At 69.1% G+C, this 23,088-nt stretch carries 19 protein-coding genes; 9 read left to right on the top strand and 10 right to left on the bottom strand.

The genetic code is table 11. The annotated features are described in order from the left end of the window. Positions 1-67: 67 nt before the first annotated feature. Positions 68-2,242 (bottom strand): MinD/ParA family protein, encoded by a 2,175-nt coding sequence (locus D892_RS44985; RefSeq protein ID WP_084161002.1) that lies wholly within the window; start codon positions 2,240-2,242, stop codon positions 68-70. 240 nt (positions 2,243-2,482) lie between these two features. Then, positions 2,483-4,309, bottom strand: coding sequence for a 2-isopropylmalate synthase (gene leuA, locus D892_RS0109710; RefSeq protein ID WP_024801052.1), 1,827 nt, complete (start codon positions 4,307-4,309; stop codon positions 2,483-2,485). A 339-nt stretch (positions 4,310-4,648) separates the two neighbouring features. Between leuA and D892_RS0109715 the strand changes: the two genes are divergently transcribed. Next, positions 4,649-5,413 (top strand): sulfite exporter TauE/SafE family protein, encoded by a 765-nt coding sequence (locus tag D892_RS0109715; protein ID WP_024801053.1) that lies wholly within the window; start codon positions 4,649-4,651, stop codon positions 5,411-5,413. Between the two features lie 25 nt (positions 5,414-5,438). Here D892_RS0109715 and D892_RS0109720 read toward each other — a convergent pair whose 3' ends face one another. Continuing rightward, positions 5,439-6,563 carry a PLP-dependent cysteine synthase family protein gene (locus tag D892_RS0109720; RefSeq protein ID WP_024801054.1) on the bottom strand — a complete coding sequence of 375 codons (1,125 nt, stop codon included), beginning with the start codon at positions 6,561-6,563 and terminating at the stop codon, positions 5,439-5,441. A 197-nt stretch (positions 6,564-6,760) separates the two neighbouring features. Between D892_RS0109720 and D892_RS0109725 the strand changes: the two genes are divergently transcribed. Together D892_RS0109725 and D892_RS0109730 are read left to right on the top strand one after the other, a co-directional pair. After that, the gene (locus tag D892_RS0109725) at positions 6,761-6,979 is read left to right on the top strand and encodes a hypothetical protein (protein WP_369801744.1); all 219 of its coding nucleotides are present in this window, start codon (positions 6,761-6,763) and stop codon (positions 6,977-6,979) included. Then, positions 6,976-7,620, top strand: coding sequence for a hypothetical protein (locus tag D892_RS0109730; RefSeq protein WP_024801056.1), 645 nt, complete (start codon positions 6,976-6,978; stop codon positions 7,618-7,620). The genes D892_RS0109725 and D892_RS0109730 overlap by 4 nt, the downstream gene beginning before the upstream one ends. A 167-nt stretch (positions 7,621-7,787) precedes the next feature. On the opposite strand, the gene recR is transcribed toward D892_RS0109730, so the two are convergent. Further along, complete coding sequence (recR, locus tag D892_RS0109735; protein WP_024801057.1) at positions 7,788-8,396, bottom strand: recombination mediator RecR; 609 nt, start codon at positions 8,394-8,396, stop codon at positions 7,788-7,790. A 16-nt stretch (positions 8,397-8,412) separates the two neighbouring features. After that, complete coding sequence (locus D892_RS0109740; protein ID WP_024801058.1) at positions 8,413-8,751, bottom strand: YbaB/EbfC family nucleoid-associated protein; 339 nt, start codon at positions 8,749-8,751, stop codon at positions 8,413-8,415. 124 nt (positions 8,752-8,875) lie between these two features. On the opposite strand from D892_RS0109740, the gene D892_RS0109745 reads away from it, so the two are divergent. The 3 genes from D892_RS0109745 to D892_RS0109755 are packed head-to-tail and all read left to right on the top strand — an operon-like array spanning position 8,876 to position 10,681. After that, entirely contained in the window at positions 8,876-9,448 is a 573-nt protein-coding gene (locus D892_RS0109745; protein ID WP_036566876.1) for a hypothetical protein, read from the top strand. A gap of 34 nt (positions 9,449-9,482) precedes the next feature. Beyond that, the gene (locus D892_RS0109750; RefSeq protein ID WP_024801060.1) at positions 9,483-10,319 is read left to right on the top strand and encodes a MerR family transcriptional regulator; all 837 of its coding nucleotides are present in this window, start codon (positions 9,483-9,485) and stop codon (positions 10,317-10,319) included. A gap of 14 nt (positions 10,320-10,333) precedes the next feature. Next, the gene (locus D892_RS0109755; protein WP_024801061.1) at positions 10,334-10,681 is read left to right on the top strand and encodes a VOC family protein; all 348 of its coding nucleotides are present in this window, start codon (positions 10,334-10,336) and stop codon (positions 10,679-10,681) included. 7 nt (positions 10,682-10,688) lie between these two features. Here D892_RS0109755 and D892_RS0109760 read toward each other — a convergent pair whose 3' ends face one another. Further along, positions 10,689-11,123, bottom strand: a complete 435-nt coding sequence (locus D892_RS0109760) for an SRPBCC family protein (protein ID WP_024801062.1) — start codon at positions 11,121-11,123, stop codon at positions 10,689-10,691. 124 nt (positions 11,124-11,247) lie between these two features. Between D892_RS0109760 and D892_RS49370 the strand changes: the two genes are divergently transcribed. The 3 genes from D892_RS49370 (at position 11,248) to D892_RS0109775 (ending at position 15,410) form a co-directional block, all read left to right on the top strand. Beyond that, positions 11,248-11,973 (top strand): hypothetical protein, encoded by a 726-nt coding sequence (locus D892_RS49370; protein ID WP_024801063.1) that lies wholly within the window; start codon positions 11,248-11,250, stop codon positions 11,971-11,973. Positions 11,974-12,561: 588 nt separating this feature from the next. Then, positions 12,562-14,097, top strand: coding sequence for an FAD-binding oxidoreductase (locus D892_RS0109770; RefSeq protein WP_024801064.1), 1,536 nt, complete (start codon positions 12,562-12,564; stop codon positions 14,095-14,097). Beyond that, complete coding sequence (locus D892_RS0109775) at positions 14,094-15,410, top strand: class I SAM-dependent methyltransferase (protein WP_024801065.1); 1,317 nt, start codon at positions 14,094-14,096, stop codon at positions 15,408-15,410. The genes D892_RS0109770 and D892_RS0109775 overlap by 4 nt, the downstream gene beginning before the upstream one ends. A 21-nt stretch (positions 15,411-15,431) precedes the next feature. On the opposite strand, the gene D892_RS46505 is transcribed toward D892_RS0109775, so the two are convergent. The 4 genes from D892_RS46505 to D892_RS0109790 all read right to left on the bottom strand — a co-directional run bounded on the left by D892_RS46505 (position 15,432) and on the right by D892_RS0109790 (position 22,799). After that, on the bottom strand, positions 15,432-17,219 hold the full coding sequence (locus D892_RS46505) for a hypothetical protein (protein ID WP_232236316.1): 1,788 nt from the start codon (positions 17,217-17,219) through the stop codon (positions 15,432-15,434). Continuing rightward, entirely contained in the window at positions 17,201-19,204 is a 2,004-nt protein-coding gene (locus D892_RS49560) for a protein kinase (RefSeq protein ID WP_063629949.1), read from the bottom strand. The genes D892_RS46505 and D892_RS49560 overlap by 19 nt, the downstream gene beginning before the upstream one ends. A gap of 203 nt (positions 19,205-19,407) precedes the next feature. Next, positions 19,408-21,555 carry a 3-hydroxyacyl-CoA dehydrogenase NAD-binding domain-containing protein gene (locus tag D892_RS0109785; RefSeq protein ID WP_024801066.1) on the bottom strand — a complete coding sequence of 716 codons (2,148 nt, stop codon included), beginning with the start codon at positions 21,553-21,555 and terminating at the stop codon, positions 19,408-19,410. Positions 21,556-21,587: 32 nt separating this feature from the next. Further along, on the bottom strand, positions 21,588-22,799 hold the full coding sequence (locus tag D892_RS0109790; protein ID WP_024801067.1) for an acetyl-CoA C-acetyltransferase: 1,212 nt from the start codon (positions 22,797-22,799) through the stop codon (positions 21,588-21,590). Positions 22,800-23,088 lie beyond the last annotated feature (289 nt).

Raw genomic sequence — 23,088 nt, forward strand, 5'->3', positions numbered from 1 at the left:
CGCACAGGCCATTCGAAAGAAGCGGCCCCCGAATACGGAGGCCGCTTCGGACGAGCGGCGGAACGAGTCAGTAGCCCTGCGGGCGCGGGTACTGGTTGTAGCTCGGGTAGGGATCCTGGCCGGGGTAGCCACCCGGCGGCCCGGAGTACTGCGTGTGCGGACCCGGGAACGGCGGCTGCGGGACGTGGTAACCGAAATCGTCGGCGACCATGGCCGCCAGCTCCAGCAGGGCGGTCTGGGTCGGCTTACCGACCAGCTCCAGATCGATCTCCGCCCCCTCGGCCAGATGGTCGTCGAACGGCACCACCTGGACGGCGCGGGTGCGGTCCAGGAACAGCTTGCGCAGCTGATCGAGGTCGACCGTGGAGGCGCCGCGGCGAGAGGCGTTGACCACCACCACCGTTCGCTCCACCAGCTTGCCGTAGCCGTGATGCTCGAGCCAGTCCAGCGTGGCCGAGGCACTGCGGGCACCGTCGATCGCCGGCGAGGTCACCAGGATCAGCGAGCTGGCCAGGTCGAGCACGCCCTTCATCGCCGAATGCATCAGACCGGTGCCGCAGTCGGTGAGGATGATGTTGTAGAACTGCTGCAGGATGCCGATCGCCCGCCGGTAGTCGGCCTCGCTGAACGCCTCCGAGACGGCCGGATCCTGCTCGCTGGCAAGCACTTCCAGCCGGCTCGGCGCCTGCGAGGTGTGTGCCCGCACGTCCGAGTAACGGCTGATGTGCTGGTCCTCCAGCAGATTTCGCACGGTGGACCTGGTCTGCCGGGGTACCCGGTGGGCGAGCGTGCCGAGGTCCGGGTTGGCGTCTATCGCGATGACGCGGTCGCCGCGCGACGACGCGAACGTGGAGCCCAGGCCGACCGTGGTCGTGGTCTTCCCGACGCCGCCCTTCAGCGACAGGATGGCGATCCGGTAGTCGCCGCGCACCGGCTGGTTCACCCGCTCGACGAGTTCGCGTTGCACCAGGTCGGCCGGCGACTCGCCCGGATTGATCGCACCGCCGGTGACCTTGTGCACGGCCCGGCGCCAACCGCTGCGGGGCGCGCGGCGCGTCCGCTTCAGCAGGTTCAGGTCGTTCACCGCCTGACCCGCATCGCCCGGCGACGTCAGGTACTGCTGCTGGAAGCCCGGCGGCTGCGCCGACTGCGGCGGCGGACCGCCCTGCCAGTTGTCGGGGCCGGGCTGCGGCGGCTGATAGGTCGGCTGGGGATAGGCCGGCTGCTGCGGCGGCTGCGGCTGAGGTTGGGGCTGCGGCGGCAGCGGCGGCGGCGCCCAGCTGAACTGCTCCCCGCCTCCGCTCGACTGGTCCGGGCCCGGCGCCGCCGACGACGGCTCGTCGTCCAGAACCCGCCGGACCATGCCGTCGGCACCGATCTCCTGCCGCACCTCGCCGTAGGCCGTCTCCTGCCGCACCTCGCCGTACGACGTGGGCGCCGCATACGAATTCGGCTCTGCCGGACCGCCGGGAGCGGACCCGTACTGCTCCGGAAAATCCCCGGACGGCGCCATGTACTGGCCCGGAGGCGCGGCCTCGAACTGGCCGTGACCGCCGGGCGGCGGTGCGAACTGGCCGGGCTCGCCCGAAGGCGCGAACTGGCCGGGCTCGCCGGGAGGCGCGAACTGCCCCGGCTCACCCGGGGGCGGGAACTGGCCGTATTCGCCGGGAGGCGCGAAATGACCCTGCTCACCAGGGAATCCGAACTGCCCGTAGTCGCCCGGGCCACCCGGCGGCGGGAACTGCCCCGGCCCGCCCGGCGGCGGGAACGCACCGCCCTGATCGGGCGGCGGGAAACCGCCGGGAGCAAAGCCCTGATTCGGCGGGTACGGGGCACCGGGCGGAGCGAACGACCCCGGTGCGAATCCGGGCGGCCCCGGCGGCGGGAAACCGCCGTACTGTTCCTGGCCGAACTGCTGTTCCTGGCCGAACTGCTGTTCCTGGCCGAACTGGTCCTGCCCGAACTGATCCTGCCCGAACTGCGGCTGGACGGTTGTCTGCTCGATCGAATCGGGCACCGGTGGGAGGATGCCCGCCGCCTGCTCGGGCTCACCCGACGAATCGGATTCGCCGGCCTCCGTGCCGGGGACCGGCAAGTCTCCGGAATCGGCCTGGGCCGCCCCGGCGTCGTCCGCCTGTTCGTCGTGCGCCGGCTTCGAGGTTTGGTCGTCCTTCTCGGCGGCCACGTCCACTCCGGGATTCTGCAACCAGGGTGGTGAAGTCGAGTTGTCGTTAGGTGTCACGTATCCCCCATCTGCTCGGGTTTTTCGAGCAGTGAGCTCGGCGCTGAATGCACTCCAAAGCTAGCACGCTGGCCGGATGCCCGTACCGTCACGGACAGCTCGACACCCCCGTCCACAGCCGGGTTATCCACATGTGGATAACTCGGCTCGAGCCGGCCCGGTGAACGTCCGGGCGTCCGCGCCGGATCGCCCGGCGCCGGGGAGCGCACCGCCCTGGATCAGGGGCGGTGCGCCCGGTGGTCATTCCGCGCGCTGAGCCCGGTTGACGGCCGAGACGACGGCCCGCAGCGATGCCGTGGTGATCGAGGTGGCGATGCCGACGCCCCAGGACACCCGGTCGCCGACGGCGCATTCGACGTAGGCCGCCGCCTGCGCGTCGTCGCCCGCCGACATGGCGTGCTCCGAGTAGTCGAGCACGCGCACCTCGTAACCGATCGTGGACAGCGCGTCGACGAAGGCCGCGAGCGGCCCGTTGCCCGCGCCGGAGATCTCCTGTTCGGTGCCGTCCACCTTGATGACGGCGGTGATGGCGTCCGTCCCCGTATCGGTTTCGGAGGCGGTCACCTTCTGCCGCATGCGCTCCAGCGGCAGGATCGGGTTCAGGTACTCCTCGGCGAAGACGTCCCACATCTCCTTCGGCGTGACCTCACCACCCTCGCCGTCGGTGATCTGCTGGATCGCCTGCGAGAACTCGATCTGCAACCGCCGCGGCAGCGACAGGCCGTGGTCGGTCTTCATGATATAGGCGACGCCGCCCTTGCCGGACTGCGAGTTCACCCGTATCACGGCCTCGTAGGTGCGGCCCACATCCTTCGGATCGATGGGCAGGTACGGGACCTCCCAGGTGATGTCCTCGACATCGCGGCCGTCCGCATCCGCTTGGGTCTTCATCGCGTCCAGGCCCTTGTTGATGGCGTCCTGGTGGCTGCCGGAGAACGCGGTGTAGACCAGATCGCCGCCGTACGGGTGCCGCTCGTGCACGGGCAGCTGGTTGCAGTACTCGACGGTGCGGCGGATCTCGTCGATATCGGAGAAGTCGATCTGCGGATCCACGCCGCGGGAGAACAGATTCATGCCCAGCGTGATCAGGCAGACGTTGCCGGTGCGCTCGCCGTTGCCGAACAGGCAGCCCTCGATGCGGTCGGCACCGGCCTGATAGCCCAGTTCGGCGGCGGCCACGGCGGTGCCGCGATCGTTGTGCGGGTGCAGCGACAGCACGATCGAGTCGCGGCGGGCCAGGTTGCGGCTCATCCACTCGATCGAATCGGCGTAGACGTTCGGCGTCGTCATCTCGACGGTCGCGGGCAGGTTGATGACCATCGGCTTGTCGGGGGTCGGGGCGATGATCTCGGAGACCGCGTCGCAGATCTCCCGCGCGTACTCCAGCTCGGTGCCGGTGTAGGACTCCGGGCTGTACTGGTAGCGCCAGTTCGTGTCGGGATACCCCTGCTCGATCTCCAGGCACAGCGTCGCCGCATCGGTGGCGATCTTCTTCACCGCCGCGCGATCGGCGCGGAACACGACCCGCCGCTGCAGGATCGAGGTGGAGTTGTAGAAGTGGACGATCACGTTCGGCGCACCCTGGCAGGCCAGGAAGGTGCGCTCGATCAGCTCCGGGCGGCACTGGGTCAGCACCTGGATGGTGACGTCGTCCGGAATCGCGCCGTCCTCGACGATCTCGCGGACGAAGTCGAAATCGGTCTGGCTGGCCGCCGGGAAACCGACCTCGATCTCCTTGTAGCCCATCCGCACCAGCAGGTCGAACATGCGGCGCTTGCGGGCCGGGCTCATCGGGTCGATCAGGGCCTGGTTACCGTCGCGCAGGTCGACGGCACACCAGCCGGGCGCGCGGTCGACCACCCTGTCCGGCCAAGTGCGGTCGAAAGGAATATCCGCGGTATTCGATACCGGGCTGCCGCCCGGAACCTCCTCGGCAAACGGCCGGTACCGGAAGGTCGACATCGAGGAGTTCTTCTGCTTGTTCCACGCGGGCTGGTCGGCCGGCGCGGGCTTGGACGGCGCCTGGATGGTGCGCGATCCGGATACGAAGGCATCAGCGGGTGACATGCAAATTCTCCGAGAGTGTGGGTGATGTGTCCCAAAGGTGTTGGGTCGACCGGCACAGCTGAACCCCGCGACGGGAGCCGGTCCGATTCAGACCCCGTCGCGGCGGCCGAGGAGGAGTGCCCGCTGCATGATGATCGCGAGTTTACAGGTCCGTGATCCGCCGGCGAAAGATGGTCCCGCCGCACGACGGCCCGCGGCGCCCGCTCCACCGGACCGGGCAGGTGAGCGACGGTATCGGCGACCGGCAGCGACCCCGATTCGTCCTACCTATAGCGTCGTCGGTGGCGGATGCGCCGGAGCGGACACCGCTCCGCGAGGGATGTCGACAGGGAACTAGTCATGACTTTGCTGGACCAGCTGGCCGTCTTCGGGGCGGGAATCGCGGCCGGCTGCATCAACACGATCGTGGGCTCGGGCACCCTGATCACCTTCCCGGTCCTGCTGGCCCTCGGCTATCCGCCGGTGACCGCGAACGTGTCCAATACCGTCGGCCTGGTGCCCGGCGGGGTCAGCGGCGTGCTCGGCTACCGCCGCGAACTCGCCGGTCAGCGCGCCCGCCTGGTGCGGCTCGGCAGCGCATCCCTGATCGGCGGGACGATCGGCGCGATCCTGCTGCTGACCCTGCCGGCCGACGCGTTCCAGGCCATCGTGCCGGTGCTGATCATCGCGGCGCTGGTGCTGGTGGTGATCCAGCCGCGGCTGTCGCGCTGGGTGCGACGGCGGCGCGAGACCGACGGCGCGGCGCCCGAACACGGCGGGCCGTGGCTGTGGCCGGCGGTGCTCGCCACGGGTATCTACGGCGGCTACTTCGGCGCCGCGCAGGGCGTGCTGCTGATCGGGCTGCTCGGCGTGTTCGTGCACGACGAACTGCAGCGCCTCAACGCGGTGAAGAACCTGCTGGCGCTGCTGGTGAACGCGCTGTCGGCGCTGATCTTCATCGCCGTCGCCGACGTCGCCTGGCAGGTGGTCGCGCTGATCGCGGTGGGATCCATCATCGGCGGACAGCTGGGTGCGACTGTCGGACGGCGCCTGCCGCCCACCGCCCTGCGCGGGGTGATCGTGGTCGTCGGCATCATCGCGGTCGTGCGGCTGCTGACCACCTGATCCGCGCCCTCGCGCTCCGGTCGGCTCACAGGCGTCCGGTTTCGAGGAAGGCGTCCAGGCGGGTGCGGAACGGGGCGATGTCGATGCCCTGGGCGGCGAGCCACTCCGCGGAGTAGTACTTGTCGATGTAGCGGTCGCCCGGATCGCAGATCAGGCCGACGACGCTGCCCTCGCGGCCCTCGCGCGCCATCTCGGACATGATGTGGAACGCCGCCCACAGCCCGGTGCCGGTGGAGGCGCCCGCCTTGCGGCCGATCAGCTCCTCGAGCACCTGGATCGCGGCGATGGCGGCGGCGTCGGGGACGTGGATCATGCGGTCGATCGCCGTCGCGACGAAGCTGGGCTCGACCCGCTGGCGGCCGATTCCCTCGATGCGCGAACAGGTCTCGGTGGTGACGGCCGGATCGTCGTCGCGCCAGCCGGGGAAGAATGCGGAGTTGTCCGGGTCGGCCACGCAGAGCCCGGTCGCGCGGCTGGTGTAGCGGATGTAGCGGGCGATCGTCGCCGACGTGCCGCCGGTGCCCGCGGTCGCCACGATCCAGGCCGGGTCGGGATGGCGCTCCTCGGCGAGCTGGTCGAAGATCGACTCGGCGATGTTGTTGTTGCCGCGCCAGTCGGTGGCGCGCTCGGCGAAGGTGAACTGGTCCATGTAGTGGCCGCCGGTCTCGCGCGCCAGCCGCGCCGACACCTCGTAGACCTCGTCGGCGCCGTCCACGAAATGACAGCGCCCGCCGTGGAACTCGATCAGCCGCACCTTCTCCCGGCTGGTGCCGCGGGCCATCACGGCGATGAACGGCACGCCGATCAGGCGGGCGAAGTACGCCTCGGAGACCGCGGTCGAGCCGCTGGACGCCTCGATCACCGGCCGGTCCGGCCCGATCCAGCCGCTGCACAGCGCGTGCAGGAACAGCGAGCGCGCCAGCCGGTGCTTCAACGATCCGGTCGGATGCGTCGACTCGTCCTTCAGATACAGGTCCACCCCCGGCACCGCCGGCACCGGCACCCGCAGCAGGTGCGTATCGGACGAGCGGCGCATATCCGCGCGGACCTTCCCGATCGCCTCGGCCTGCCACTGCCGGTGGCCCGGGTCGTACCGGTTGATGTCGGCCACGGCCGGCTCCGCGCCGGTCGGTATCGCGGCGGCTGTCATGCGCACTCCTCGCCTCGAGCTCGTGGAGGTAGAACTCGATATTTCCACAATTGTCCACACCGGTTGCGGGGTGGTTGCTTGACAACGCCCGGGCACGGGCAATTCCGGACAGGTTCGGGCGACACGCTCGTCCGGGCTCTCGGATCGGCTGTGCCGGTGGTAAGACCGTGGGGCGGACGGTCTCACGGGAGGTCTTCATGCACATGCGGGTTTGTTCGTCCTGCGATTCCGCGCTCGACCACTGCCACGGCACGCTGATCGTGCACACCGACCGGTCGGTGGAATGCACGGATCCGGACTGCCACGACGCCGACCAATCCCGGCACACCTTCGTCGTCGATTGTTTCGACGTGGCGGGCGGCTGCGGCTGCACGCTCACGGAGACATGTACTGGGCCACGTAGCCTGGCCGGGTGAGCTACCACCACGTCCTGCTGCCCTCGGGCGTCGCGACCACCCCCGACGAGGTAGACGCGTACCTGACGGCCCAGCGCGGCCTGCCGGAAACCGCGGCGGTGGCGGAGATCGCGGCCGAGCTGAACAAGCGCAACGACGAATTGCGCGCGGCCGACGGCTTTCTCGCGGAGGCGCCTGCGGGAGGCGCGGAAAACGGTGCCGCGCTGTATGTTTCGTGCCCATACGATGCCATCGGCACGCTGCGCAAGCTGCTGTTCGAATTCGCCACGCCGCGCGACTACGCGGTCTACGATCCGCAGCTCACCTGGCTTATCGATCCGGCCGGCCACGTCCCGGTCGCGGTGACGCACGGCGGCGCCGGCGAGTTCCCCTATCTGACCAGGCCGCTGCTCGACGAGTGGATCCCGGACCTGGCCGATCCCAACCCGTACCTGATCGTCGAGCGAGAACCGCAGTTCTACATCCAGACCTTCCGCGACGGTGACGGCGCCTACGTCCTCGAATATCGCGACGGCTCCCCCGAACGCCACGTCGGCACCCGGCTCACCGACGCCCACCGGGTCGCCGACCTCATCTGGGCCTGGACCACCGGCGACCGCGGCCGCCTCGACGCCATCGCCTGGCAGCCGGTCGAACTCTGACCGGCCCCACCGCGAAAACCCCTGCCCCCTACTGGTTTTCGACCGCCAGCCGACCCGCCGCAAACTCGGGGCTCATCACCGAGACGGTAATCGGGATCGGCACGGCCGCACGCCCCGAATTCCCGGCGGCGCGGCTCGTGCCGATCCCGCGCCCGAGGCGGCTCGCCCTACAGGGCGCGGCGCCCCGACAGGGCCCGCCCCAGCGTCAGCTCGTCGGCGAATTCCAGGTCGCCGCCCATGGGAAGGCCGGAGGCCAGCCGGGTGACCGAGAGTCCGGGGAAGTCGCGCAGCATGCGCACCAGGTAGGTGGCCGTCGCCTCGCCCTCGGTGTTCGGGTCGGTGGCGATGATCACCTCGGTGACGTCGACGCCGTCCTCCTGATTTCCGATGCGGCCCAGCAGTTCCCGGATGCGCAGCTGATCCGGGCCGATCCCGGACAGCGGATCCAGCGCGCCGCCGAGCACGTGGTAGTGCCCGCGGAACTCGCGGGTGCGCTCGATCGCCTGCACGTCCTTGGGCTCCTCCACCACGCAGATCAGCGTGCGGTCGCGGCGCGGATCGGCACAGATGCGGCACAGTTCGCCGTCGGAGACCGTGCCGCACACCGCGCAGAACCGCACGCCGTCGCGCACCTTCTGCAGCGCGGCCTGCAACCGGTCGATCTCCGGCGGCTCCACCGACAGCAGGTGAAAGGCGATGCGCTGCGCGCTCTTCGGACCGACGCCGGGCAACTTGCCCAGCTCATCGATCAGATCCTGGACCGGACCCTCGTACAACGCCTGCGTCTCCGGATCAGAACGGCAGGCCGGGCAGCGAGCCGCCGCCCATCCCACCGGCCAGCGGCCCCAGCTTCTCGGCGGCCAGATCCTGCGCGTTCGACATCGCGCTGTTGATCGCGCCGACGACGAGATCCTGCAGCGTCTCGATGTCCTCGGGGTCGACGATCTTCGGGTCGATCTGCAGCGACCGGATCTCCCCGGTCGCCTTCACCGTCACCTTGACCAGGCCGCCGCCGGCCTCACCCTCGACTTCGGCCGCGGCGATCTCGGCCTGGGCGGCCATCACGGCCTCTTGCATCTGCTGGGCTTGGGCAAGCAATGCCTGCATGTCGACCTGTCCACCGGGCTCCACGGGCTGTCCTCTCTGCGGGAAGTGGTTGGCCTCCAGCGTAGTCACGGTTGGGTGTAGGTCCGGATCGGCCCGGCAATAGCCATTTACCATCACAGGTGGGGCCGAGTCGCTGGTGGAGGCTGTCATGCGCGCGAGACATGGGATTTTCCGAACAGCGGCGGCGCGTTCGGTGACGCCGGTATGTGTGGCCGCGGCGCTCGCCGCGATCACCGCACCCGTCGCGCACGCCGATACCGACTACGGCAACGGGTGCGTGCTGTACTCCGACAACCCGGCCGCGACGGTGGCCGCGCTGCACGACAGCTGCTCGGCCGAACAGCAGGACCAGATCTTCCGGGACGCGCCGCAGGGCAGCGTGCCGATGGGCGTCACCAACGGCTGGGTGACGCGCCCACCGGTCATGGAGGCGGTGGCGCCGCCGTTCTGGATCGGCAAGACCTTCTATACCGGCCCCGACGGCGGCCGCCTGATGAACCGCGTCACCGGCGCGGGAATCGAGGGGTTCCCCGCCGACGTCTACACCGCGCCGTCGCGGCTGGACGGGCAGCCGACCTGGGCCCTGGACTACGCGCCCTCGATCACGCCGCAGGTCTGGGACGAGATCCGCGAGGTCACGCCCGGGGTGTGGTTCGGTTACTCCTGGTGGCGCGGGGCCTTCCAGACGACCCTGCTGCTGACCTTCGTGCTCACCTATTGACTCTCCACCCGCTGGAGGGTGTTCGCTGGCGGGTATGACAGCGACGGTTGCCATCGGGGAGTTCTCCCGGCTGACCTATCTCAGCGTCAAGACGCTGCGCTACTACCACGAGGTCGGCCTGCTGGAACCCGCGACGATCGATCCGGCCTCCGGGTACCGGCGCTACTCGACCGGCCAGGTCGCGCAGGCTCATCTCATCCGGCGCCTGCGTGAGCTGAACATGCCGCTGCCGGAGATCCGCGCGATGCTGGCCGCCCCCGACCGGTCCGAGCGGGACGCCGCCCTGCGCGGGCATCTGGAGCGGATGGAGGCCGAACTCACCCGCACCCGCGACGTGGTCGCGTCGCTGCGCGCGCTGCTGCTGCCGGACGCGCCGATCCAGGTCGAATATCGTTCCGTCCCCGCATTTCCCGCCCTTGCCATCACGAATGTCCTTACCCGGGAAGACATGCCGGACTGGTTCGGTGCGACCTTCGCCCGGCTCTACGAACTGCTCGCGGCGGCCGGGGCGGCACCGGCCGGGCCGGGTGGGGCCACCTTCTCGCCCGAGTTCTTCGAGAACGAGATCGGCGAGGCAGCTGCCTTCGTGCCCATCGCCGCCGGCGACACGCTCGCCGCCGCCCGCGACGCGCTCGCCGGCGCGAAAGACGCCGCGGTGACCGAACTTCCGGCCCGGCGCTTCGCGATCGCCGTGCACACCGGGCCGTTCACCGACTTCGACCGCACCTACGGGGCGCTGGGCAGCCATGTCGCCGAGCACGACACCGCCCTCGCCGAACCCATCCGGGAGATCTACGTCGTCGGCCCGTCGGACACCGCCGACCCGGCCGCCTTCCGCACCGAAGTCTGCTGGCCGGTCGCCCGGCCGTGAAGAAAGGAAAACCCATGTCCCTCAGGCTCGCCAATATCGCCGTCGACTGCGCCGACGCCGCCGCACTGGCGGAGTTCTACGCCGCGCTGTTGCAACGGCCCGTCGATCCGGATGCGAACACCTACTTCGCGACGATCGGCCGCACGACGCCGGAGCCGACGCTGATGTTCCTGTGTGTGCCGGACAAGAATCCGGGCAAGAACGTCGTCCACCTCGACCTCGTCGCGACCGATCGACGCGCGGAGATCGAGCGGGCGAGCTCCCTGGGCGCCAAGCACATCGCCGACTTCGACGAGTACGGGACGGTCTGGTCCACGCTCGCCGATCCCGAAGGCAATCTGTTCGACATCGCCCAGGGGTGACACTCGGTTACGCGAGTTCGCCCTTCAGCTTCTCCAGCACCTCGGCCTGAATCTTCTTCAGGCCCAGGGGCGCGAAGATGCCCTCGAAGAATCCGGGGACGCCGCCGGCGCCCTTCCAGCCGGTCCGGATCGTGACCAGCGAACCGGTGCCGGACGGTGTCACCGTCCAGGTCGTCACCAGCGTGGAGTTCGAATCCCGCTCCGTCACCATCGAATCCGACACCGAGACGACCGCATGCACGTTGCGCGAGCGCTTCTGGGTGGCCTGCAGCGTCCACTCCGCCACCGTGCCGGCGCCCTTACCGCCCTCGACGACCTTGTAGTCGCGATAGTGCTCCGAGAGGATGCGGGGGCGAACCGTCTCGTAGTCGGCGATCGCCTCGAGCGCGCGCGTCGGATCGGCCGGAACGACGATCGAACTGGAAGCGCTGACCTGTCCCACTGTGAACTCCTTGTTTGAGTCGGCTTTGAGTCGGCGATGTGCGCGATGCCTGCCGCCGGGTTATGGTACGCCGCGATCGGGGGCGGCCGGGTCGCCTATCTTCGCAATCACCTGGAGGGGATCCGTGTCGGATACTGCGCTGCGCGTACGTCGTGTCAAGAACATCATCACCTACGGTTTCGCGGCGATCGCCGGGATCGGCATGCTGATCGGCGGCATCGTGATGCTGAGCGGCGGCGACAGCGCCGACTGCGGCGGCCGGGAGATGCACGCCGGCGACACCTGCACGACGACCAGGAAGGGCAGCTCGACCACCCGCAGCGTCGACGAGCAGAAGTCCAGGAACAAGACGACGGCCTGGCTCCTGGTCGGGCTCGGCCCGCTGGTGACGGCGGGCGGCGTCTGGGCGGTCAGCAGCGAGGTGCGCAAGTCCGGCGGTTCGGGTACGCGGGGCGCGCCGCAGCCTGCGGCCGGCCAGGGGCCGCCGAACGGCCACCCGCAGGCCGCCGCGCCGATGCACCGGCCCGATCCCGCTGCGGCGCAACAGCATCCGGCCTACGCGCAGCCTGCCGTCGCCGGTCACCGCTACCCGCCGCACTATGCCTCGGCCCCAGCGAATCCGCAGTACGCGCCGCCCCAGCCCGCTCCGCAGTTCGGCCCGCCGCCGGGATACGCACCGCAGCCGGGATACGCACCGCAGCCGTACGGTCAGCCGCAGTACCCGGGTCAGCAGCAGGGGTATCCGCCCCCGCCACCGGGATACCCGGCACCGGCGCAGGGTTACCCTGCGCCGCAGGGTTATCCACAACCGGGACCGCACCAGCAGGTTCCCGGACAGCAGCGCCCCTGAACCGGCTCCGCGGCACCGCAGTGATCCCGCCGCACCGCAGGTCATCCGCCGCACCGCAGTGATCCCGCCGCGCTGCAGTGATCCCGCCGCGCCGCAGTGATCCCGCCGCGCCGCAGTGATCCCGCCGCGCCGCAGTGATCCCGCCGCGCCGCAGTGATCGGGCGTCATTGCGGCACGGCAGAGCGCGGCGTGCCCGCCCCGAGTCCACCGACACCCGCCGTCCGGCCGACGCCGCGACCCGGGACCGCGCTCGGCCACAATGCCCGGCCGACAAAACGGACATCGATCGGCGGGCCCTTCCGGCAACCGTCCCGGAATGCGCCCGATTCGGCGGCCGGTCGGCCGCCCCGGGATTCATCCGGATCGACGTGCCACACGTATTCCGAAATTCACCGCCGAGTCCCGAAAGGTTCCCGCGCCCGAGACCATTACTACCGCTAATTACCGCGTCGACCAGGGGCTTCGACCCCGGAAGGGCCGCCCGCCGACTACCCCAACGACACGCGACGGGCGTGTGAAAAATCCGACCGAAAGGCACCCTCGAAGTAGCCTCGCCCTGCGGGTAGCGATAGCGTCAGGGGTGTGGCAGTGAGTCTGTTGGGCAAGGCCGGACGCGCACCGGTCGCACGCGAATCAGGATTTGCCGCGCATCGAGCGGGGGTCGATCGGCTCCTGGCAAGTTATCGCGCGATACCGCGGGACGCGAACGTCCGGCTGGCCAAGAAGACGTCGAATCTGTTCCGGGCCCGGGCGGCCAATACCGCACCCGGTCTGGACGTCTCCGGCCTGACCCGGGTGATCGCGGTGGACCCGCAGGCCCGGACGGCCGACGTGGCCGGGATGACCACCTACGAGGACCTCGTCGCGGCGACCCTGCCGTACGGCCTGGCCCCGCTGGTCGTGCCGCAGCTGAAGACGATCACGCTCGGCGGCGCGGTCACCGGCCTGGGCATCGAGTCGACCTCGTTCCGCAACGGCCTCCCGCACGAATCGGTGCTGGAGATCGACGTGCTGACCGGCGCGGGCGAGATCATCACCGCCACACCGACGGGCGACCATGCCGATCTTTTTCGGGGCTTCCCGAATTCCTACGGCACGCTCGGCTATTCGACCCGCCTGAAGATCGAGCTGGAACCGGTACAGCCGTATGTGGCCCTGCGCCACGTGCGCTTCCATGATCTGCGCGAGCTGGAAGCGGTGATGGGCCGGATCGTCACCGACCGCTCCTACGACGGCGAGCGGGTCGACTACCTGGACGGCGTCGTATTCGGCGGCGACGAGAGCTACCTCATCCTCGGCCGCCAGACCGACGAGCCCGGCCCGGTCAGCGACTACACCGGGATGGACATCTACTACCGCTCCATCCAGCACGACTCGAAGCAACCCAAGCGCGACCGCCTGACCATCCACGACTATCTGTGGCGCTGGGACACCGACTGGTTCTGGTGCTCGCGCGCGTTCGGCACGCAGAACCCGCGGATCCGCCGGTTCTGGCCGCGGAAGTATCGCCGCTCGAGCTTCTACTGGAAGCTGATCGCGCTGGACCACAAGTACGGCATCGCCGACCGGCTCGAGGCCCGCAAGGGCAATCCGCCGAACGAGCGCGTGGTGCAGGACATCGAGGTGCCGATCGAGCGCACCGCGGACTTCATGGAGTGGTTCCTCGCCGAGATCCCCATCGAGCCGGTCTGGCTGTGCCCACTTCGCCTGCGCGACAACGGAAAAGCAAGGGATACCCGCGCCGCGCCCGACGCGGAAACCCATGCCGTGCCCAACGGGGACACTCGTGCCGTGCCCAATGGGGATACTCGTGCTGTGCCCAATGGGGATACTCCGTATCCGTGGCCGATGTACCCGCTGCGGCCCGAGCGCACCTACGTGAACGTCGGCTTCTGGTCCGCGGTCCCGACCGTTCCCGGGCAGCCGGAGGGCGCGGCCAACCGCGCCATCGAGCGCAAGGTTTCCGAACTGGACGGTCACAAATCCCTGTACTCGGATGCCTACTACGACAAAGATGAGTTCGCCGACCTGTACGGCGGTGATACCTATCCCGAACTGAAGAAACACTACGACCCAGATCATCGTTTACTGGATTTGTATTCGAAGGCGGTGCAACGCAAGTGACCACGTTCAAGGATCGTTCCGACGTTTTCGCGGAACTGGGAACCAGACTCAGCATCGCCGAGATCTTCGAGACGCTGGTGGACGGCCCGGTGCCGATCCGGTTCACCGCCTACGACGGCTCGAGCTGCGGACCCGCCGATTCGAAGTACCGCCTGGACATCCGCACGCCGCGCGGTATCAACTACATCGCCACGGCCCCGGGCGATCTCGGCATGGCGCGCGCCTACATCTCCGGTGACATGGCCGCCGAGGGCATTCACCCCGGCAACCCGTACGAGTTCCTGAAGGCGATGAGCGACATGAAGTTCCGGCGCCCGTCGGCGCTGGCGCTGGTCACCATCGCACGCTCGCTGGGCTGGGACGCGCTCAAGCCGATCGCCCCGCCGCCGCAGGAGACGCTGCCGCGCTGGCGGCGCATCGCGCTGGAGGGCTTCCGGCATTCGAAGGGCCGCGACGCCGAGGCCATACACCATCACTACGACGTGTCGAACGAGTTCTACGAACACGTGCTCGGCCCGTCGATGACCTACACCTGCGCGGCCTACGGCGACGAGGACTGGACGCTCGAGCAGGCGCAGGAGAACAAGTACCGCCTGGTGTTCGACAAGCTGAACCTGAAGCCGGGCGACCGGCTGCTCGACATCGGCTGCGGCTGGGGCGGCATGGTGCGCTACGCGGCCGAGCGCGGAGTCAAGGCGATCGGCGCGACCCTGTCCAAGGAGCAGGCGGAGTGGGCCCAGAAGAAGATCGCCGAGGAGGGCCTGCAGGACTTCGGCGAGGTGCGCCACTCCGACTACCGAGATGTTCCCGAGGGCCAGTTCGACGCGGTGTCGTCCATAGGTCTCACCGAACACATAGGCGTGCACAACTACCCGTCGTACTTCCGCTCCATCCAGGACAAGCTGCGCGACGGCGGCCTGTTCCTCAACCACTGCATCACCCGGCCCGACAACACCCGCACCACCAGGGCCGGCGACTTCATCGACCGCTACGTCTTCCCGGACGGCGAGCTGATCGGCTCCGGCCGCATCGTCTCCGAGATCCAGAACGTCGGTCTCGAGGTCCTGCACGAGGAGAACCTCCGCCCGCACTACGCGCTCACCCTGCACGAATGGTGCAAGAACCTGGTCGACAACTGGGACGCCTGCGTCGCCGAGGCCGGCGAGGGCACCGCGAAGGTCTGGGGCCTCTACATGGCCGGCAGCGCCCTCGGCTTCGAGCGCAACGTGGTGCAGCTACACCAGGTGCTGGGCATGAAGCTGGGCCCCCAGGAGGAGTGGACGGTCCCGCTACGTCCCTGGTGGAACGCCTGACGGCCGAAACCGCCGATTTGCTCACAGCAGGGAATCGAGGAATTTCCTGGGGATGTCGGGGACTTCGGTGTGTTCGGCGCCCAGCAGCATGTCGTCGCGCAGGGTGTGCAGGAGCGTGAGCACTCCCGGGCCGGCGTCCAGAAGTGGTCTCGGCCAACCCAATCGGGCGCAGCGGGCGACGGCCGGGGTGAGCGTGGCGATCGCCTCACCGGTCGAGCCCGCCGCCGACAGGCATTCGGACAGCAACAGCGCCGTATCCAATTCCGCACGGGGGCGGTGCTTTTCGGTCACCCGGCCGCGCAGGGCGCGGGCGCGCTTGACCGCGGTGTCGGTGGTGCCCAGCGGGAGCGGATCGTCGCCGAGAACGTCCGCGCCGCCGCGATAGTGGCGGAACAGCAGGTCGCGGATGCTCGCGATCTCCTCGGCCTCCGCCGCCAGCGCGGCCGTTCCCGTGCTGAGCCGGACCGGCCGGATCGCCGAATCGGCCACCGCGCCGGTGACCTGGTCGCCCGGTAGCTCGAGCCGCCGGCGTTCGGCGCGGACGTGCGCGGCGAGCCGGGTCAGCTTGCGATCGGCGGCGATTCGCGCCCCTTCGTCCAGGCGGGCGACGGCGGTCGCCGTATCGCCGAGCACCGCCTTGACCCGCGCGCCCACCACGAAGGTCGTGATCAGGAAGTCGACCGGGCCCACCCGGGCCACCAGCTGATGGCTCTGATCCAGCAGGCGCTCGGCGGAATCCAGATCGCCGCGCCGATAGGTGACCTCGCCGAGCATGGCCGCCGCCACCCGCACCGCATGCGACCGCGGACCCCCGCGGTCCCGGGCGGTCTGCCATGCCTGCTCGAAACACCGGGTGGCCGTGTCGATATCGAGCTGCTCGTAGGCGGCGGCGCCCTTACCCAGCATGCCGAGCACGGCGCCGAGCGGATCCTTGGAGCGGTCGTGGTACGGCGCGGCCCAGTCCTGCATCTCCCGCGCGCCGTCGAAGTCGAACTCGCACAGCCGCACGAACGACACCAGGTTGGCCGCCGTCGACACCGTCCACGGCGGCAGTTCGCCGGCCAGCCGCAGGCAGTCCGACACCCGTTCCGGCACACCGTCGATGCGGTCGCGCGCCACCTGATCGGCGGCGCCCAGTACTGCGGCCTCGCACCGCTGCCGCACCGTCTCGGCGTCGTTCGGCGAACTGCGCGCCAGCATGTTCGACAACCGCCCCAGGGCGGTGCGGGCGGCCCCGGACTGCTGCAGGTTGACATTGGCCCGCGCCAGCGCCATCAGCAGCTTCGACCGCGAGGCCACCTGCTGCACGGGAAGTTTCGACACGGTACCCAGCAGCGTGGCCAGCCGGGAGGTGTCGATCAGATCCATGCCGCCGTTCTCCAGCAGGTCCAGCGCCAGCTTCAGATCGGCGGCCGCCAGCGCGTGCTCCACCGACTTGCGCACCAGCTGGTGCTCGGCATACCACCAGGATGCCTTGCGGTGCAACGACTTCAGCTTGCCGGGATGCATCCGGTCCAGCCGGATGCGCAGCTGCTCGGCGAACAACGGCTGGATCCGGAACAGCTCCGGATCCTGCTCGACGCGACCGACGAACAGCTCCCGCTGCTGCGCCTGCTCGAGCATCTGCTCGGCATCCGGCTCCCCGCTCAGCGCCGCTGCCAGCGCGCCGCTGACCTTCTCGGTCACCGAGATCGACATCAGGAACTCGAGCATGCGCTCGTCGAGGGCGTCGAGCACGTTGTCGGACAGATACTCGCGAATCGACTGGTTGCCGCCGGACAGATGCGCGATCAACTGCTCCGGATCCACCTCGCGCAACGCCTCGGTATCGGTCTCCGGATCGGCCGGCCGCCGCGCAGCGACAGGCTGACCAGCTGGATGGCCGCCGGCCACCCGTCCGCGGCGGTGCGGATCTGCTCGACCTGCTCGTCGGTGAGCCGGAAACCGTTGCGCTCCACCAGGATCTGCCGGGTCTCGGCCGGCGTCAGGCGCAGTTCCTCACACCCGATCTCGACCACCTCGTCGCGCACGCGCAGCCTGCTCAGCGGCAGCCCGGCCGGCTCCCGGGTGGTGACCACGAACCGCAGGTGATGACATGCGTTCTCCAGCAACGTATCCATCGCCCGCTGGGCGCCGGCGTCGGTGATCCGGTCCCAGTCGTCGACCACCACCACGACCGGGCGCCCGGCGGCGTGGATCTCGTCGATCAGCGTCGAGATCGCGTACGGCACCGCCTCGGCGGAACGTTCCTCCAGCACCTGTTCGAGCCCGGCGCCGATATCCGGGCACATCCGGCGGATCGCCTGCACGAGGTGCGCGACGAACCAGACCTCGTTGTCGTCGTCGTGGTCGACGCCGATCCAGGCCACCGCCGTTCCGCCGGAGACGAGCTCGGACCGCCACTGCGCGGCGACGATGCTCTTACCGAATCCGGCCGGGCCGTGGATCACCGCGAGCCGACGGCGGTCGGCCGCGCGCAGAATGTCCAGCAGCCGCGGCCGCTCGACCGGCGCCCGTGCCGGGGTCGGCGGCCGGAACTTGGTGGCGGCCGTGGGCGGCATGCTCCGGGTGACCGCTCCCGGCTCGGCAGCAGACGTCGCCGCCCCCGGCTCGGCAGCGGACACCACCCCTTCCGACTCGGCAGCGGATGTCGCCGCTCCGGGCTCGGCAGCGGATGTCGCCGCTCCAGGCTCGGCAGCCGATGTCGCCGCTCCGGGCTCGGCAGCGGATGTCGCCGCTCCGGGCTCGGCGGGCGGCCTGGACGGCTCCGGTGGCCGCAGCGTCGTCGAGCCGCGCGGCAGCGGGCGCAGCGACGGATGCGCCGACCACCCCGAATCGCCGGTCTCGTCGGTCTCGGCCCCGGGATCCAGCAGCGCCATGTCGTCGGGCAGCTGCCCCCGCTCGCGTTGCTCGAGCCGCAGCAGCTCACCCAGTTCCAGCGCCGAGGCCGGGCGTTCGGCCGGATCGGCCGCCATGGCACGTTCGATCGCGTCGGCCACGCCCGGCGGAATGTCCTGCTCACGCAGGTCCGGAATGGGCTGGGTGGTGATCCGCAGAAATTGCGCCACGACCTTCTCGCCGGACTGCCGCTCGAAGGCCGCATGCCCGGTCAGCAGCGCGAACAGGGTGGCGCCGAGGCCGTAGACGTCCGAGCGCGCGGTCGGTTCGTCGCCCTTGAGCACCTCGGGCGCGGTGAAGGCGGGCGAGCCGGTGATCATGCTGGTGGAGGTGCGGAATCCGCCCGGTATCCGGGCGATGCCGAAATCGGTCAGCTGCGGTTCGCCGTAGCGGCTCAGCAGCACGTTCGCCGGTTTTACGTCGCGATGCAGCACGTCGACCCGGTGCGCGCTCTCGATCGCCCCGGCCAGCTTCACCCCGACCCGCAACGAATCCGACCAGTTCAGCGGGCCGTAATCGCGGATCAGACGCTCCAGCGACCCGTGCGTGGCGTACGGCATCACGAGGAACGGCAGGCCGCTGGCGGTCACGTCCACCTGGAGCACATCGACGATGTTCGGATGGCCGGACAGCCGGCCCATCGCATGCTCCTCGCGCAGGAACCGCTCCCGGCTCTCCACATCGATCTCCGACGAGAGCACCTTCACCGCCACGACGCGGTCCAGGGCGCGCTGGGCACAGCGATAGACGATCCCGAAGCCACCGCGGCCGATCTCCTCGGCGCCGTACAGCCCGAACGCCGCGAGCTCGTCGGCGACACCGATCGCCGGATATCGCTGCGTGTTCGATTCGGCGGGAGGATCGGTGCCGCGGACCTTGCCCGTATGCGGGTTCATAGCACCACCTCGAACGTTCCGCGCTCATTCCAACGTAGCGCGGACCACAGTCGTGCGGTGGTAATTCGCCCCGCGCGGCGGGGCTGACCGGCCCGGACGAAACCCCTTCGGACACAGCACGGCCCGGACCACGAAAACCCGTGATCCGGGCCGTACCTGCGTACGAGGAGCGTCCCGGCACCCGAGGTGCCGGGACAACGGGTCTACTTGCGCAGCGAGCTCGGCACCTCGAACCGCTTGCCGTACTTGGCGGCCAGCTCGTCGGCGCGGGCCACGAAGGCCTCCTGTCCACCGGGGTAGCCGACGATGAACTGGTGCACACCACCGGTCCAGGCCGGGTAGCCGATGCCGAAGATCGAACCGATGTTGGCGTCGGCGGTGGTCTCGAGCACGCCCTCGTCGAAGCACTTCTGGGTCTCGATGGCCTCGATGAACAGCTGCCGGTCGATCAGGTCCTGGAACGGGACCTTGTCTTCGGTGCCGGTCTCGAAGTGCTCGCGCAGACCGGACCAGATGCCCAGGCGCTTGCCGTTCTCGTCGTACTCGTAGAAGCCGGCCTTCTCCAGCCGGCCCGGACGGCCCTCACCGACCATGTAGTCGATGACGTCCTGCGCCGGATGCCGCTCGGTGCCCAGCTTCGTATCGCCGGCCTTCGCGGCCTCCAGCGTCTCGGTGGCGATCTTCTGCATGAGCTTCATGTTCAGCTCGTCCGACAGCTGCAGCGGCGCCGCCGGGTAGCCGGCCTGCAGACCCGACTGCTCGATGGTCTGCGGGTCGATGCCCTCCTTCAGCATGGCGATCGCCTCGTTGACGAAGGTGCCGATCACGCGCGAGGTGAAGAAGCCGCGGCTGTCGTTGACCACGATCGGGGTCTTGCGGATCGCCAGGGTGTAGTCGAACACCCGGGCCAGCGCCTCGTCGGAGGTCTTCTCACCCTTGATGATCTCCACCAGCGGCATCTTGTCGACCGGCGAGAAGAAGTGGATGCCGATGAAGTCCTGCTCCCGCTTCACACCGGCCGCGAGACCGGTGATCGGCAGCGTGGAGGTGTTCGAGCCGAGCAGCGCGTCGGGGGTGACGATGTCCTCGATCTCCTGGAACACCTTGTGCTTGAGCTCGGTGTTCTCGAAGACCGCCTCGATCACGAAGTCGACGCCCTCGAGATCCTTGGCCTCGGCGGTCGGATGGATGCGGTCCAGCAGCGCCTTGGACTTCTCCTCGGTGGTCCGGCCCTTGGACAGGGCCTTCTCCTCGATCTTCACCGAGTAGCCCTTGCCGCGCTCGGCCGCCTCCTGCGAGACGTCCTTCAGCACGACCTCGTACCCGGCCTTGGCCGAGACGTAGGCGATGCCCGCGCCCATCATGCCGGCGCCGAGCACGCCGACCTTCTTGATCTCGCGCTTCGGCACGTCCTTCGGCCGCGAACCACCGTTGTTGATGGACTGCAGGTCGAAGAAGAACGCCTGGATCATGTTCTTCGCGACCGGGCCGGTGAGCAGGTTGACGAAGTAGCGCGACTCGATCAGCGAGGCGTTGTCGAAGTCGACCTGCGCGCCCTCGATGGCGGCGGACATGATGTTCTTCGGGGCCGGCATGTTGGCGCCCTTGAGCTGCTTGCGCAGGTTCGCCGGGAAGGCCGGGAGGTTCGCGGCCAGCGACGGGCTGGACGGTGTGCCGCCCGGGATCTTGTAGCCCTTGACGTCCCAGGGCTGCACGCCCTTGTCGGGGTTGGCCTTGATCCACGCCTTGGCGGCCGGGACCAGCTCCTCGATCGAGCCGACGACCTCGTCGACCAGGCCGATGCCCTTGGCCTTCTCGGCGTCGAACTCCTTGCCCTCCAGCAGGATCTGCAGCAGCGCGCTCTGGATGCCGAACATGCGCACGGTGCGGGTGACGCCGCCACCGGCCGGCAGCAGGCCCAGCTTCACCTCGGGCAGGCCGATCTTGAGGCCCTTCACGTCGGCGGCGATGCGGTGGTGGGTGGCCAGCGTGATCTCCAGGCCGCCACCGAGGGCGGCGCCGTTGACGGCGGAGACGACCGGCTTGCCCAGCTGCTCCAGGCGGCGCAGCGCGGACTTGATCTCGGTCAGCTCGTCCATCAGGGCCTGGGCGTCGTTCGGGCCGACGTGCATCATGTTCTTCAAGTCGCCGCCGGCGAAGAACGTCTTCTTCGCGGAGGTGATGACGACACCGGCGATGTCGTCCTTCTCGGCCTCCAGCCGATCGACGGTGGCCGTCATCGACTTCTTGTAGAGCTCGTTCATCGTGTTGGCGCCCTGGTTCGGGTCGTCCATGGTCAACACGACGATGCCGTCGGCGTCCTTCTCCCAGGCAATCATGTTGTCGGTCATGTGTTTTCGTCTCTCCTGTGAGTCTCGGGGCGTCAGACGCGCTCGATGATGGTGGCCACACCCATGCCGCCGCCGATGCACAGGGTCACCAGGGCGTAGCGGGCGTTGCGGCGTTCCAGCTCGTCGACCATGGTGCCGGTGATCATCGCGCCGGTGGCGCCCAGCGGGTGGCCCATGGCGATGGCGCCGCCGTTGACGTTCAGCTTCTCGTCCGGGATGTTCAGATCCTTCTGGAACTTCAGGACGACCGAGGCGAAGGCCTCGTTGAGCTCGAACAGGTCGATATCGTCGACGCTCAGGCCGGCCTTGGCCAGCGCCTTCTGGGCGGCCGGGGTGGGGCCGGTCAGCATGATGGTGGCGTCGGCGCCGCTGATGCCGGTCGAGACGATGCGGGCGCGCGGGGTCAGGCCGGACGCCTTGCCCGCCTCCTCGTTGCCGACCAGCAGGAGGGCCGCGCCGTCGACGATGCCGGAGCTGTTGCCGCCGTGGTGCACGTGGTTGATCTTCTCCACGAAGTGGTACTTCTGCAGCGCGACCGCGTCGAAGCCGCCCATCTCGCCGACCATGGAGAACGACGGGTTGAGCTTGGCCAGGTCCTCCAGGGTGGTGCCCGGACGCATGTGCTCGTCGCGGTCCAGCACGGTCAGGCCGTTCATGTCCTTGACCGGGACGACCGACTTGGCGAAGTAGCCGCCGGTCCACGCCGCCGCCGCGCGCTCCTGCGACCGCACCGCGTAGGCGTCGACGTCCTCGCGGCTGAAGCCCTCGATGGTCGCGATCAGGTCGGCGGAGATGCCCTGCGGGACGATGTAGCTCTCGTAGCTGGTCCACGGGTCGGCGAACATGGCGCCGCCGTCGGACCCCATCGGCACGCGCGACATCGACTCGACGCCGCCGGCGATGACCAGATCCTCGAAACCGGAGCGGACCTTCTGGGCGGCGAGGTTGACGGCCTCCAGGCCGGACGCGCAGAAGCGGTTGATCTGGGTGCCGCCGACGGTCTCGGGCAGGCCGGAGGTCAGCACGGTGGTGCGGGCGATATCGGCGCCCTGGTCGCCGATCGGGGACACGACACCCAGGACGACGTCCGAGATGCGTTCCTCGTCCAGGTTCGGGAAGCGGTTACGCAGCTCCTTGACCAGACCGGTCGTCAGATCGATCGGCTTGACCGAGTGCAGCGAGCCCTTCTTGTTCCGGCCTCGCGGAGTGCGAATGGCCTCGTAGATGTAGGCCTCTGTGGTCATAACGGAGTCATTCCTTCCTTAAGGCTGAGGCGACACCGCAGTGCCCGGCATCGCCGCAGGTAACCTCGCCGACCGGTCATGCGACCGACCGTGTTCGTTGTGCGGTGCTCTCCCGGGGGCCCTGCGTGGGTTACACAGGCCGGGGCCTCCGGGACCGTCGCTCGCACCGCGTGTTGACGCTGTACAAACGTCGGCACGCACCGGCCCACGCACGCTCCGGCCGCCCGTATGCCCGGGCACACCATAGAACCTCGTAGCACCGCTGCTGACGACCACCCGTTCATAGTAC

The organism is Nocardia sp. BMG51109, assembly GCF_000526215.1.
Lineage (GTDB): Bacteria > Actinomycetota > Actinomycetes > Mycobacteriales > Mycobacteriaceae > Nocardia.

What these genes read in the sequence shown, in the direction of transcription:
- leuA (WP_024801052.1), bottom strand. Translation starts at nt 4,309, where the DNA reads ATGTCACCCGCTGATGCCTTCGTATCCGGATCGCGCACCATCCAGGCG.
- D892_RS0109715 (WP_024801053.1), top strand. Translation starts at nt 4,649, where the DNA reads ATGACTTTGCTGGACCAGCTGGCCGTCTTCGGGGCGGGAATCGCGGCC.
- D892_RS0109720 (WP_024801054.1), bottom strand. Translation starts at nt 6,563, where the DNA reads ATGACAGCCGCCGCGATACCGACCGGCGCGGAGCCGGCCGTGGCCGAC.
- D892_RS0109725 (WP_369801744.1), top strand. Translation starts at nt 6,761, where the DNA reads ATGCACATGCGGGTTTGTTCGTCCTGCGATTCCGCGCTCGACCACTGC.
- D892_RS0109745 (WP_036566876.1), top strand. Translation starts at nt 8,876, where the DNA reads ATGCGCGCGAGACATGGGATTTTCCGAACAGCGGCGGCGCGTTCGGTG.
- D892_RS0109750 (WP_024801060.1), top strand. Translation starts at nt 9,483, where the DNA reads ATGACAGCGACGGTTGCCATCGGGGAGTTCTCCCGGCTGACCTATCTC.
- D892_RS0109755 (WP_024801061.1), top strand. Translation starts at nt 10,334, where the DNA reads ATGTCCCTCAGGCTCGCCAATATCGCCGTCGACTGCGCCGACGCCGCC.
- D892_RS49560 (WP_063629949.1), bottom strand. Translation starts at nt 19,204, where the DNA reads ATGAACCCGCATACGGGCAAGGTCCGCGGCACCGATCCTCCCGCCGAA.
- D892_RS0109785 (WP_024801066.1), bottom strand. Translation starts at nt 21,555, where the DNA reads ATGACCGACAACATGATTGCCTGGGAGAAGGACGCCGACGGCATCGTC.
- D892_RS0109790 (WP_024801067.1), bottom strand. Translation starts at nt 22,799, where the DNA reads ATGACCACAGAGGCCTACATCTACGAGGCCATTCGCACTCCGCGAGGC.